Annotated in this window: 10 protein-coding genes; 2 read left to right on the forward strand and 8 right to left on the reverse strand. The window is 71.3% G+C overall.

The window, feature by feature from the left end; all coding sequences use genetic code 11:
- Positions 1-11 precede the first annotated feature (11 nt).
- Both ACFRCG_RS28080 and ACFRCG_RS28085 read left to right on the forward strand, forming a co-directional pair.
- Positions 12-1,310 carry a VWA domain-containing protein gene (locus ACFRCG_RS28080; protein WP_380036441.1) on the forward strand — a complete coding sequence of 433 codons (1,299 nt, stop codon included), beginning with the start codon at positions 12-14 and terminating at the stop codon, positions 1,308-1,310.
- Between the two features lie 55 nt (positions 1,311-1,365).
- On the forward strand, positions 1,366-2,070 hold the full coding sequence (locus ACFRCG_RS28085) for an FHA domain-containing protein (RefSeq protein WP_380036443.1): 705 nt from the start codon (positions 1,366-1,368) through the stop codon (positions 2,068-2,070).
- Between the two features lie 47 nt (positions 2,071-2,117).
- Here the strand turns inward: ACFRCG_RS28085 and ACFRCG_RS28090 are convergent, their stop codons facing one another.
- The 8 genes from ACFRCG_RS28090 to ACFRCG_RS28125 all read right to left on the reverse strand — a co-directional run bounded on the left by ACFRCG_RS28090 (position 2,118) and on the right by ACFRCG_RS28125 (position 12,846).
- Complete coding sequence (locus ACFRCG_RS28090) at positions 2,118-2,825, reverse strand: ABC transporter ATP-binding protein (protein ID WP_380036445.1); 708 nt, start codon at positions 2,823-2,825, stop codon at positions 2,118-2,120.
- A 4-nt stretch (positions 2,826-2,829) separates the two neighbouring features.
- A complete protein-coding gene (locus ACFRCG_RS28095; RefSeq protein ID WP_380036447.1) occupies positions 2,830-4,830 on the reverse strand; it encodes an ATP-binding cassette domain-containing protein in 2,001 nt (666 codons plus the stop codon).
- Complete coding sequence (locus tag ACFRCG_RS28100) at positions 4,827-5,702, reverse strand: branched-chain amino acid ABC transporter permease (protein WP_379996480.1); 876 nt, start codon at positions 5,700-5,702, stop codon at positions 4,827-4,829. The genes ACFRCG_RS28095 and ACFRCG_RS28100 overlap by 4 nt, the downstream gene beginning before the upstream one ends.
- 30 nt (positions 5,703-5,732) lie before the next feature.
- Positions 5,733-6,947, reverse strand: coding sequence for an ABC transporter substrate-binding protein (locus ACFRCG_RS28105; protein ID WP_380036449.1), 1,215 nt, complete (start codon positions 6,945-6,947; stop codon positions 5,733-5,735).
- 85 nt (positions 6,948-7,032) lie between these two features.
- Entirely contained in the window at positions 7,033-7,458 is a 426-nt protein-coding gene (locus ACFRCG_RS28110) for a roadblock/LC7 domain-containing protein (protein WP_380036451.1), read from the reverse strand.
- A complete protein-coding gene (locus ACFRCG_RS28115; RefSeq protein ID WP_380036453.1) occupies positions 7,455-10,082 on the reverse strand; it encodes a nitrate- and nitrite sensing domain-containing protein in 2,628 nt (875 codons plus the stop codon). The genes ACFRCG_RS28110 and ACFRCG_RS28115 overlap by 4 nt, the downstream gene beginning before the upstream one ends.
- A gap of 824 nt (positions 10,083-10,906) precedes the next feature.
- Positions 10,907-12,139: an MFS transporter gene (locus tag ACFRCG_RS28120; protein WP_380036455.1), complete on the reverse strand. Its 1,233-nt coding sequence runs from the start codon at positions 12,137-12,139 to the stop codon at positions 10,907-10,909.
- Positions 12,136-12,846, reverse strand: coding sequence for a DsbA family oxidoreductase (locus tag ACFRCG_RS28125; RefSeq protein WP_380036457.1), 711 nt, complete (start codon positions 12,844-12,846; stop codon positions 12,136-12,138). Before ACFRCG_RS28125 ends, ACFRCG_RS28120 begins: the two co-directional genes overlap by 4 nt.
- Between the last annotated feature and the right edge of the window lie 206 nt (positions 12,847-13,052).

The raw sequence follows: 13,052 nt of genomic DNA on the forward strand, positions 1-13,052 counted from the left end.
GAGTCGGATTCATGTCAGGCGCCCCCGAATTCACCATCGAGATCAACCAGAACGCGTACCTGCCGATGGGTGGACACGAGGTCCACGCCGTGGCGCACATCAAGGCTTCCGGACTGCCGACGGGTCCGGCCTCCGCCAGGCGCGGTGCCGAGGTCATCATGGTGGACACTTCGGGTTCGATGGACTTCCCCTCCAGCAAGCTCAAGGCGGCCAAGCAGGCCACCAAGGCGGCGATCGACACGCTGCGCGACGGCACGCTGTTCGCGGTGGTCTCCGGGACCGGCATGGCGTCGATGGTCTACCCGTTCGACGAGGTGCTGGTACCGGCGGACGACCGCAGCCGCAAGGAGGCCAAGCGCGAGGTGGACAAGCTCCGCGCGCGCGGCGGCACCGCCATGGGCCAGTGGTTGCTGATGGCCCGTCGGCTGCTCGAACCGCACCGCGACGCGATCCGGCACGCGATCCTGCTCACCGACGGCAAGAACGAGAGCGAGCGCGAGCAGGACCTGGCCGAGGCGATCGCCTACTGCGAGGGCGTGTTCGTCTGCGACTGCCGCGGCATCGGCCTGGACTGGCGAGTGGACGAGGTGCGCAAGATCTCCAACGCGCTGCTCGGCGACATCGGCCTGGTGAGCCAACCGGCCGACCTGGTCGCGGACTTCACCAGGATGATGGAGAACGCGATGGGCAAGGCCGTGGCCGACGTGGCCCTGCGCGTGCGGACGATCAACAACGCGCGGGTGAAGTACGTCAAGCAGACCTACCCGGTGATCGACGACCTGACCGCCCGGCGTACCGACGTCGGACCGAACGCCGGTGACTACCCGACCGGCTCGTGGGGCGGCGAGAGCAAGCACTACCACATCTGCCTCGAGGTCGAACCGGACGAGGTCAACCCGGGCGGCAAGCGCCGGCCGTGCCAGGTCTCGGTGGTCCTGCCGGACGGCTCGGGCGGCCTGGAACTGGCCAAGGCCGGCGTCTTCGCGCAGTGGACCGACGACGAGGAACTGTCCACCCGGATCAACTCCGAGGTCGCCAAGGTCACCGGCCGGGAGAAACTGGCCAACGCCGTCCAGGAAGGCTTGGAGGCGCGCACGCGGGGGGACGAGACCACCGCGACCGCACGCCTGGTCCAGGCTCTCGAACTGGCCGACGAGGCGGGCGACGAGCACACCGCGAAGCTGCTCCGCCGGGTCGTCGAGGTCGAGGCCGACGGCACCAGTCGGCTGCGCAACGACGAGGAGGGCATGATGATCATCGACGTCGAGTCGCACAAGACCGCCCGTGTCGGACCGCCCATCCGGGACTGAGCGTCGCCGCTCGGCGACGTCGGGTCGGGTAGGGGAACAGGAAGGAGGTCCGCTCATGCACATCTGTCCGGTCGGCCATCAGTCCACCGCCGCGGACTACTGCGACGAGTGCGGGCGCACCATGACCGTCATGGACGATCCGGGGCGGAAAGACCCTGGCGACGGGCCCGCACGGCCGCCCACGGAAACGCTGATCTGTCGGATCTGTGCCACCGAGTACACCCCCGACGACCAGTTCTGTGAGGGCTGCGGGCACGAGAACCCCCCGCGGGGAGACACGGGCATCGTAGTGGAGCCCCCGCCTCCGGACGACGAGGAGGAGCACGGCCGGCGGAAGGACGAGGTTCCACCCCCGACCCGCACCCTGTGGACCGTGCGGGTCGTCCCCGATCACGACTACTTCCTGCGGGTGCTCGAGTGGGACGGCCCGGACGCGCACAACATGCACTTCCCGCACGAACAAGAGCCGTGGACGGTGGAGTTGACCGGCGAGTCGATGCGGATCGGCCGGCGCAACGCGGGTACCAGCTCCGCTCCGCCCGAGATTCCGATCACCGACCCGGGCGTCTCGCGTCGGCACGCGATGTTGCTGCGGTGTGGAGACGGGTCGTGGGAGCTGATGGATCTCGGGGCGATCAACGGGACCACCATCAACTCCGGTTACGACCGGGTGCACCGCGACCCGGTGCACCTGAAGGACGGCGACCGGGTGCACATCGGGGCCTGGACCACGCTGGAGATCCGACGCGTGGACCTGTGAGCCCCGGCGGGCGCCGGTCGGGCTGATCCCGACCGGCGCGATGTGGATCAGCCCACGTGGGCCACACCCGGGGCCAGTGCGGCGAGGATCGGCTCCGGGTCGGCCGCCGCCTCGGCGGCGGTCATCCGGGCGGTGACCCGGCCCGTGGACAGCACGGTCAGCCGGTCCGCGATGCCCTGTACGAAGCCCAGTTGCGGTGCCGCGATCAGGATCGTCAGGCCCTCGTCGGCCAGGGTGGTGATCAGTTGCCGGATCTGCTCGGCGATCACGGGGGACAGGCCCTCCGTCGGCTCGTCGAGCAGGATCAGCCGCGGACCACCGAGCAGTGCCCGGGCGATGGCCAGCATCTGCTGTTCCCCGCCGGAGAGTTGCGAGCCGCGGTTGCCGGCCCGCTCGCCCAGTCGCGGCAGCAGTTCCAACACCCGCGCGGGCGTCCACGCGGCGTGCTTGCGGTGGGCGAGGCGCAGATGCTCGGCCACGGTCAGGCTCGCGAACACCCGCCGACCCTGCGGCACCAGGCCGATGCCCGCGTGCGAGACCCGGTGCGCCGGGCGCCCGGTGAGGTCGGTGCCGGCCAGTTCGACCCGTCCGCCGGAGGGCTTGAGCAGGCCCGCGACGGTATGGATCAGGGTGGACTTGCCCGCCCCGTTGGCGCCCAGGAGCGCGTGCACGGTGCCCTCGGGCACGCTCAGGTCGACCCCGTGCAGCACCGAGCCGCCCTGGTAACCCGCCGTCAGTTCGCCGATCTCCAGCACGATGTCAGCCCACTTCCTGGTGCTCGGGCTCGGACGCGCCCAGATAGGTGTCGCGCACCGCCCGGTCCTCGGCGATCTCGTCCGGCGTGCCGGTGGCGAGCAGTTGTCCCGAGGCCAACACCGTGACGGTGTCGGTGACTTCACGCACCAGCGCGAAGTTGTGCTCGACCAGGACCATGGTCACCTCGGCGGGCAGTGCCTTGAGCACGTCGGCCAGCAACTCGATGTCGGTGTCGGTCAGACCCGCGGCCGGCTCGTCCAGGAGCAGCAGCTTCGGATGCCCCGCGAGTGCCATCGCGATGTCCAGCAACCGGCGGGAGCCGTGCGAGAGTTCGCCGGCGACCTCGTCGGCGCGGGCGGTCAGGCCGACCGTCTCCAGATGGATCGCCGCCTCGCCCGCGAGGGCGCGGTAGCGGGCCGGACGCCACGCGATGCCGCCGCGCCGGGTGTGCCGCCAGGCGGCCAGCGTCACGTTGTCCAGGACCGACAACGAGGGCACCACCGCGGGTTGTTGGAACGCGCGGGCGATGCCCAGGCGGGAGCGCCGGGCCGGGGCCAGGTCGGTGATGTCGCGACCGTCGAAGACGATGCTGCCCGAGGTGACCGGGTTCGCACCCGCGATCATCGCCAGCACGGTCGACTTGCCCGCGCCGTTGGGACCGAGCAGCGCGTGCCGGGCGCCGCGACGCACGGTCAGGTCGAGACCGTCCACCGCGGCCAGTGCGCCGTAGCGCCGGGTGAGACCGGTGATGGTGAGCAACGCGTCGGGGTCGGGGGCGACTTCGGCGCTCGCGTCCGCCGCCTTCTTGGCGAGGTCCGGCTTGCCCGCCTCTGACTTGCCCGCCTCCGACTTGCCCGCGTCCGACTCGTCTGCGTCCGACTCGTCTGCGTCCGACTCGTTCGCGTCCGACTTGCCCGCGTCCGACTCGTCCGCCGCCGTCTCGTTCGCCGCCGTCTCGTCCGCTTCCGTGGACTTCCCGTCCGGCCGGATCACCTTGGCCAGACTTCGCCACGCCGCGCGCGGTCCGCCCGCGACCACCCCGGCCAGGCCGCCCGGCAGCGTGTACACCGCGATCAGGAACAGCAGGCCGAGCAGCAGCGGCCCGTGCCCCGGCCACGGACCGGACAGCCAGTCCCGGGTGAACACGATCAGTGCCGCGCCGATCATCGCGCCCACCAGCGACGCGCCGCCGCCGATGACGACCGCGAGCAGCACCAGCGAGGAGGTGTCGAAGCCGATGTGTGAGGGGGAGATGTAGCGCTGGATCGAGATCAACAGGGCGCCCGCGACACCCGCGATGGCGCCGACCCCGATGTAGGTGACGGTGAGATAGCCCGTCACCGGGTGGCCCGTCGCGCGCATCCGGGTCTCGTTCTCGCGCGCGCCGTCGAGCAGCAGCCCGGCGGGCGAGCGCAGCACGAGCGCGGTGAGGGCGATCACGACGAGGGTGGTGAGCAGTACGTACCAGTAGGTGTCCACGTCGTCGGCGAGGTCGCCCATGCCCCAGAACGGCTCGATCGGCGGGATGCCGGACTTGCCGTCGGTACCGCCGGTGACCGACTTCCACTTCTCCGCGGCGGTGCGCACCAGTTCGCCGACGGCCAGCGTGATCATCAGGACCGTGACGCCGCGGGTGCGGACCACGATCGGCGCGGTGAGCGCGTTGAACAGGGCGCCCGCCGCGGCTGCCAGCAGGGTGTGGACGACGCCGATCCGCATGCCGTGGTCGGCCAGGATCGCCGCCGTGTAGCCGCCGACCGCGTACGGCGCGACCTGGCCGAGCGAGGGCAGCCCGGCGCCGCCGCCGAGCACCGCCACGCTGACCGCGAGCAGGCCCAGGGACAACGCCTGGGACAGCAGGATGATGGTGAACAGGTCGACCATGTACGGCGCCGCGACCAGCCACACGATCGCCGCCACGGCCAGGATGCGACCGGCCAGGATCCCGCGCGGCGAGTGCAGCGCGGTACGCGCGCGCAGGACGGCCGTTGCAAGGGTGGTCATACTCGGCTCCCCGTCGGGCCGAAGCGCGCGGTCCGCGCGATCAGCATCACGGCCATCGTGGCGTACATCAGATACGGCGCGAAGTCGGGCATCAGCGTGACCCCGAGGGTCTGCACCTCGCCGACCAGGATCGCGGCGAGCAGCGCGCCGCCGACCGAGCCGAGGCCGCCGATCACCACGACCAGCAGGGACTGCAACAGCACGGTGTTGGCCACCGACGTGGACGGGCCGATGATCGGCGCGCCCAGACCGCCCGCGAGACCGGCCAGCGCGCCGGCCGCGATCAGTACGCCCGAGCGCACCCGGGCCGGCGAGATGCCGCCGGCCGCGAGCATCTCGGGGTCGTCCACGGAGGCGCGCACGGCCGCGCCGATCCGGGTCCGGGCCAGCACGTACCAGCCGCCGGCGCCGAGCGCGACGGCGACCACGATGAACGCCAGACGGTAGCCCGGGTAGTTGTGGCCCAGGATCGATACCGGCTTCTCCAGCGCGCTCGGCACCGAGACCTGCGGGTCCTCCTTGCCGAACACGGTCATCAGCAGGTCGCCGCCGACCAGGGCGACGCCGAACGTCAACATGGCCTGCGCCATGTGTCCTCTGCCGGCGATCGGCGCGGTCATCACCGCGAGCACCCCGCCGCCGGCCGCGCCCGCCGCGATCCCCGCGAGCACCGCGAGCACCAGGCCCAGCCACGAGCCGTCGGCGACCTCGGTGGCGGTGTAGGCGGCGAACGCGTAGAGCGTGCCGTGCGCGAGGTTGAGGACCCCGCCCGAACCGAAGGCCAGAGTCAGGCCCGCGGCCACGACGAACAGCAGCAACCCGTAGGCCACTCCGTCCAGGGCCGGGATGAAATTGTCGTCGAACCAGCCCACGGCACGCTCCCTTTCGCTCCCGATCCGCCGTCAGCCCAGGGTGCCGAGTTCGCGGACCATCACGTTGCTCAGCGCGGTGCCGTCCTGCTTGACCTCACGCAGGTACCACTTCTGCACCGGGGCGTGCGACTTGGCGTTGAACTCCCAGGGACCGCGCGGGCTGTCCACCTTGCCGGTGTTGGCGATCTGGGCGTTGACCGCCTCCGGGGTGACCTTGTCGCCGGCGGCGGCGATCGCCTTGTCCAGCACGGCGGCCGCGTCGTACATCGTGGCCGACATCATCGTCGGCAGCGCGTTGTACTTCGCCTGGTAGGCCGCGACGAACGAGCGGTTGGCCGGGATGTCCAGCGTGGGCGTGTAGTTGAGCGAGGTGAGCACGCCCTTGGCCGCGTCGCCCTCGGCGCCGAGCACCGCGCCCTCGGTCAGGAAGCCCGCCGCGTACAGCGGGATGTCCTTGATGTCGGACTGCTTGTACTGCTTGACGAAGTTCACCGCGGCGGTGCCCGCGTAGAACGTGTAGACCGCCTTGGCGCCCGAGTTCTTGATCTCGTTGAAGTACGGCTGGAAGTTGGTGGTCGCCGGGAAGGGCGTCCACTTGGTCTTGCCGTCCGGGTTGGCCAGCTTGCCGCCGAGCTTGTCGAACGTCTCGGTGAAGCCGCGCAGCTGGTCGAACCCACCCTGGTACTCCGGGCCGATCGCGTAGACCGGGCCCTGCACGGCCTCCTTGATGTACGGCGCCGCCGCCACGCCCGGCTCCTCGGAGAGGTAGCTGGTGTGCCAGACGTAGTCCTGCCGCTTGATCTCGCCCGGGCGACCGACGGCGCCGATCATCGGCACCTTGTTGTCGTTCACCAGGTCCACGTTGGCCGCCACCGTGGCGGCGTTGGACAGACCCACCACCGCGGTGACCTTGTCCTGCTTGATCAGCTTGGTCACCGAGGGCACCGAGGTCTGCGGACCGTCGCCCTCGTCGGTGATCACGAGCTCGACCTTGTGCCCGCCCAGCTTGCCGCCGTGCTGGTCCAGGTAGGTCTGGAAGCCGTTCTGCAGGTCCGGCCCGAGCGCCGCGTACACACCGGTGAGCGGGATCGTCAGGCCGATCTTGAGCGTGCCCGAGGACGAGCCGCCCTTCTTGTCGTCGGCCGCGCTGCCGCTGCACGCGGCGGTGAACGCGAGCGCGCCGGCGAGCAGTCCCGCGGCACTGACGCGGAACGAGCGACGGGATATGGGACTTGCCGGGGTCATGACGTGCTCCAGGGTTCGGACGGGTACAGCGGTCGATCGATGGGATGGGATGGGTCGCGTCGGGAGGGACGCGAGGGTGCGTCGGTCAGCCCAGCGCGCCGCGCTGCACGTGCAGGAAGCGCTCTCGTGCCGCCGGGGTCAGGGCCGGGCCGACCTGGTTGATCAGCTCGGCCATCTCGAACGAGACCTGGCCGATGTCGCACTCGCGCGAGGCCAGCACGAGCAGCGACGCACCGTCGCTGACCTGCATCGAGAACATGAACGCACCGTTCATCTCGGTCAGGTTGCTGGCCACCGGGTCGGTGCCGAACAGTCGTGCGGCACCGGCCAGAAGGCTGACCAGGCCGGACGCGACCGCGCCGAGCTGGTCGGCGCGGTCCTGCGGCAGCGTGCTGGTGTTGGCCACCACGAGGCCGTCCGCGGAGACCGCGACGGCGTGCAGCACATCGGGCACCCGGGTGGCGAAATCGTTGAGCAGCCAGCTGAGATCGGCTGCGGTGGGGTGGGTCACGATCTCTCCTTGGGATCCGGTTCGCCGCCGTCGGGGCGGGGCGAGGGGGCGCGTCGGGCCCGGCTGTGCCCGATGCCCTGGGCGAAGGCCGACATCGCCGCGGACACCTGGCGGGCGTCTCGGCGGTCCGGCGTCGCGGGGTTCGCCCGGGCGGGTGCCCCGGCCGAGCCGACCAGCGGCGCGGCGGGCGCGGGGGGCGTGCCGGGGTGCACGGTCGGGGTGTCCCGGCGTACTCGCAGCGGCAGGCCCTTGTTGGTGGTGCGGCCGGACTCGGAGGGTTCCGGAGTCAAACGCGGGGGCAGGGCTTCGGCCCCGCGTCCGGCGGACCGGTCCGGCGTCGCCGGGGTCCCCGGGAATGCCGGATTCACCGGGCCGGCCGGTGTGCCCGGGTTTGCCGGTGTCGCCGGGTTCGCCGGTGCCGCCGGGTTCGCCGGCGTGCGTATCGGCGGAGCGAGCGTCGGCGGGGTGGGTGCCGCCGGAGCGGGCGGCCGGGAGCCGGTGAAGCGCAGGCCCGAGGGCGCGGGTACCTGCGGTCCCGGGGCGCTCGCGTCGCTGACCGGTTGCGGTTTGACCGGCGTGAACACGTTCTGCACGGGTTCGAACGGACCGGGGTCGGGGTGACCGCCGGCACGTACGCCGCTGTCGATCGCGCGCGTGGGAGTCGGCTTCGGCAGTGCCGGCGCCTCGTTCTTCGGCGCGCCCGCGCGGTGTCGGCCGGGGCGATCGCGGAAGACCACGATCGTCTCGGGCAGATCCACCTCGGCGACCGTGCCGCCCTGGGGGCCGGGCACCAGGGTGATGGTGATGCCGTAGCGCGCGGCGAGGTGCCCGGCCACGGTCAGACCCATCGTGCGCACCGCGTGCACGTCCAACTGGGCCGGCGAGGACAGGCGTTCGTTGAACGCGGCCAGTCGCTCGGGGGTGATGCCCACGCCACTGTCGGTCACGGTCAGCACCGCGCCGTCGCCGCGCCGGTTCGCCTGGAGCACCACCCAGGTCTCCGGGCGGCTGAACTTGGTCGCGTTGTCCATGAGTTCGGCGAGCAGGTGTGCGACGTCGTCGCGGGCCCGACCGGCGATCAGGATGCGCGGGTCCACCGCGCCGGGGTCGACCCGGGTGAACCGTTCGATCCGGCCGACCGCCGCGCGCGCCACGTCCAGGAGCAGGGCGTCCTCGCGCACGCGCGCGGTGCCCTCGCCGCCGAGCACGAGCAGACTGGTGTTGTTGCGGCCCATGCGCTGGACCAGGTGGTCCAGCGAGTACAGCCGCTTGAGCCGGTCCGGGTCCTGCTCGTGCGCCTCGGCCTCGTCCAAAACCTTGACCAGACCGTCGGTCAGACGCTGGTTGCGGCGGGCGAGGGCGACCAGCACGGTCGCGATACCGGCGCGCAGGACCGCCTGTTCGGCGGCGATCTTGACCGCGGCGGTGAACATGGTGTTGAACGCCGAGCTGACCTCGGCGATCTCGTCCTTGCCGCGCACCTCGATCGGGGTGCCGGCGCGTTCGGCCATCTCCTCGGCGGTCGCGCCGTCGAGGGAACGACCCTGCTGGAGCTTGGCGACCGCTTCCGGCAGACCGGTGTAGGCCACGTCGTGCGCGGTGTCGCGCAGACGCACCAGCTCACGGGTCATCGGCCGGCCGAGTCGCAGCACGAGCAGCACGGCGGCGATCAGCGCGAGCAGCACCGCGCCGCCCTGGCCGATCGCCCACCAGCGGCGGGAGTCGCGCTCGTCGGTGACCGAGGACAGCACGGAGGCGTCGACCTTGCGCTCCACATCGCTCATCTTGGCGATGCGGTCGTTGGTCGCCTTGGTCCACTCGACCTGCGAGATGAAGACGGAGCTGTCCACGCGGATCCGGGAGACGGCGTCCTCGAGGAGGTGCACGGCCTGGATCTCGGGCCCGGTCTGGGCCTGTTCCAGCCAGGGGATCCAGTCGGCGTCGGCGAGCGACTCGAACGACGACTCGCTCTCGTCGTAGCCGGTGCGGGTGGCCAGGATGTCCTGCTGGTGGGCCGGCGACAGCGTCTTGGCGGCCAACGCACGCAACACCGCGCTCTGTTGCTGGCCGAGCCATTCGGTGGCGTGGGACAGTGCCGCCGCCGCGCGCAGTCGGTCCGAGTTGTCCGGGCCGGCGCCGCCTGCCTGGGCCACGCTGTCGCGGTAGTCGAGCGTGGCGGCGATCAGGATGCGGTAGCGGAAGACGACGGCGGTCAGCGAGGTGCCCTTGGGCTCCTGGACCTGTTTGCGCAGCGCGACCAGGTCGGACAGGCCCGCGTCCAGCTTGCGCAACCGTTCCTTCGTGTTGCCCGGGATCGAGCCGAGGTCCTTGCGCAGCTTGCGGTAGCGCGCGGCGCTCTCGTCCGTCGCGGCGGTGCGCTGGTGGTACGCCGCCAGCGCGCCGGAGTCGGGCCACAACACTGCGGTGGCCGCGGCGCGTTCGCTCTGCAGCCGGTGCGCGAGTTCGCCCGCCTCGGCGGACACCTTGGTCAGCGAGCGCAGGCGATTCGCGTCCAGGGCTTCGCCGGTCGTGGTGGACACGGCGAGGCCCGCCGAACCCACCATCACGGTGAGCGGCACGGCGACGAGCAGGACGAGTTTGCGAGTGATATTCAGTTTGTCCACCACCCGATCGGTGCCGAGAGGGGGGAGGGGGCGGGGGAGAGAGCCAGGGATGCGGAGTCAATTCTTCCGCTTGTCAAGTACGTCATTTTCCCGATGATTCGCACTTTCCGGTCTTGCCTTTTCGGTGACGCGGATCGCGTCCTATTCCGTGCACGACGGGCAGAGCCTAGCGGCATTCGTACGTGTGCTCGCAGTTGCCGGTGGGTAATGCGCACGCCGACCCGCATACGGTGCCGAATGTTGACACGCGTAAGTTAACTTTGTGAAGGAAAACGGATTGTGTCGCATGGCAATACAGGTCCTGATATCGAGCGATTTGGGGTCGAGCGTCGGCTGTCACATGTCTATATCCTGATTTCTACACCCGGGGAGGGGTGCCCGTTTGCCAACCATTCGTTGGGATTTACCGGATCGTTGTACTCCGTTTATCTGGAGATCGGATGGGTGTGGCGTGGCGCGGGCCGCCGGAAGCCGCTCGGGCGGGTTCGATGGGGAGCCGGGGTCGGGAGAGTCACATGTCGGGGGGCGTGGGACGGCCGTCGGGCGGTCCGAGGGCGCGAGCGGGGCACGAGCCCTCGGCGCCGGCACCGCCGGCGTGGACCGGTTCCGCCGCCCCGCACACCGGGCGCGCGTGGGTTGTCCGCCGGCGATTCGTCGACCTGTGCCCATGTCGATCAAGTGCCGGGACAGCCGGTCGTGTTGCGCCGCAAGGCTGTCGGAGGCGTGCCGCTCCGGCCCCGGGTCGGCGCCCGACCGACGGCGATCGGGCACCGAACCTGTCCCGTTCGGGCATGACTTGCCCCGGTTCGGTGCCGAACCACCGCTCAGCGGCGCACCGCTCCCGCGGTGAGGGCGATGACGGCCACCAGTACCGCCGGGATGGCCAGAGCCGTGGTCAGGCTGGTGTGGTGGGCGATGAAGCCGATCACCGGAGGGCCGGCCAGCAGGCCGATGTACGCGATGCCGGTCACCCGGGAGATGGCCCATGCCGCCGGAACCCCGGGGGTGTTGCCGGCCGCGCTGAACGTCACCGGGGCGACCGGGGCCACGCCGATGCCGAACAGGGTGAAGCCGAGTACCGATACCGCCGGCCAGGGTGTGACCAGCGCGATCGTCATGCCCAGCGCGGCGATCAGCGCGCCCACGCGCAACACGCGCACCGGGCCGAAGCGTTCCACCACGTGGTCGCCCGCGAAGCGGCCGGCCGCCATGGCCACCGACATCCCCGCGAAGCCGAGGCCGGCGACGCCCGCCGAACTGTCCAGCGTTTCGCGCAGGTGCACCCCGCTCCAGTCGGCGACCGCGCCCTCGCCGACGAAGGAGCACAGGCCGATCAGCGCGAGCAGGACCACCGCGCGGTAGCCCGCGAGCAGTCGGCCCAGGCCGCCTTCGGCCGGGGCGGGTGCGCGGTCCGTGTCGGTGGCGGTCTCCGGCGCGCGTACCGGCTCGCGGACATGGGGGTCGTCCGCGGGACCCAGAAGTGCCCGCGACCCCGCCCACACCGCGACCGCCAGTACGCTGGCCATGATCGACAGGTGCACCCTGGGGGTGATGCCGAGCGCCGCCGCGCCGGAGCCGATCAGGGCCCCGAACAGGCCGCCCAGGCTGTAGCCGCCGTGCAGGCTGTTCATGATCGGGCGGCGCAATTGTTGTTCGATCGCCACGCCCTGGGCGTTGGCCGCGACATCGGTGAAGCCCATCAGGCCACCCAGGACCAGCAACCCGACCGCGAGCGAGGGCAAGTCCCACGCGAACGCCGGCAGCAGCAGGGACAGGCAGCCGCCGATCACCGACACCCGGGCGACGCGTCTGCTGCCCCAGCGCCCGGCGGCGGTGCCCGCGAGTTGCACCGCCACCAGCGCGCCCACCGGCGAGCCGAGCAGGGCCAGGCCCAACTGGGCGTTGTCCAGGTCCAGATCCTCCTTGAACTGGGGGATCCGGGCCAGGAAGTCGGCCACCGCGGCGCTGAACGCGAAGAAGACGAACAGGGCCGCGAAGCGCGCACGACGCAGCCGTGCGACGGACGGTGTCTCGGCCCGTTCCCCCAGCGTGCTCACACCGCGCAGGAGCCGTCGGCGCACGCGTCGCCGGCGGCCGGCTCCGGGGCGGACGACGAACCGTCGCGCTCGCGCATACCCTCCCGCACCTGCTTGAGCACCCGGAGGAAGGTGGCGGACTCCTCCGCGCCCTGGACCGCCCACGTGCCCTCGAAGACGAACGTCGGCACCGCCGTGACGCCCATCTCCCGCGCCTGGTCGATCTCCCGCCGCACCTCGGCGACGCCCTCGTCGGAGGCCAGGTAGGCGAGCACCCGATCACGATCCAGGCCGGCCTCGACCGCGAACTCGGCCAGGCGGGCGTGGTCGGCGACGTTCTCGCCCTCGGTGAAGTACGCGGCGAGCAACCGGTCCTTGAGCGCGGCCTGGGCGGCCGGCCCGTACTCGGTCAGCGCGAGCCGCAACACCCGGTGTGCGGTCAGCGTGTTCACGGCCAGCGCGTTGGCGAAGTCGAAGGTGATGCCCTCGCCCACGCCGATCTCGGCGAGCCGGGCGTTCATCGTGTCCAGGTTGTCCGCGCCGAACTTCTTCGCCAGCCGCTCGCGCAGAGGGGCCGGTTCCGTGGGCGTGCTCGGGTCCAGTTCGTACGGGCGGTACGTGACCTCGACGTCCTCGCCGCCGGGAAACACGGCCAACGCGCGTTCGAAGCGCCGCTTGCCGACGTAGCACCACGGGCACGCGATATCGCTGTAGATCTCGACCTTCACTTGCTCTCCAGCCTTCCGGATCGGGGGCCCGGGGCCGGCGCGCGGTGTCGGGCCGCGACGGCGCGCCGGGGCGCGGGAAGTTCGGGCGGTGTACGGGACGGGCGCGGGTCGGGTATACCGGTGGCCCCGGTGTCGGACGCACCCGAGACGAAACATTCGTGCGGGCGTCATCATTCCCCAACCGCGACGTATCGCGGCTTCGGGGC

Source organism: Embleya sp. NPDC056575 (assembly GCF_042793325.1).
Lineage (GTDB): Bacteria > Actinomycetota > Actinomycetes > Streptomycetales > Streptomycetaceae > Embleya.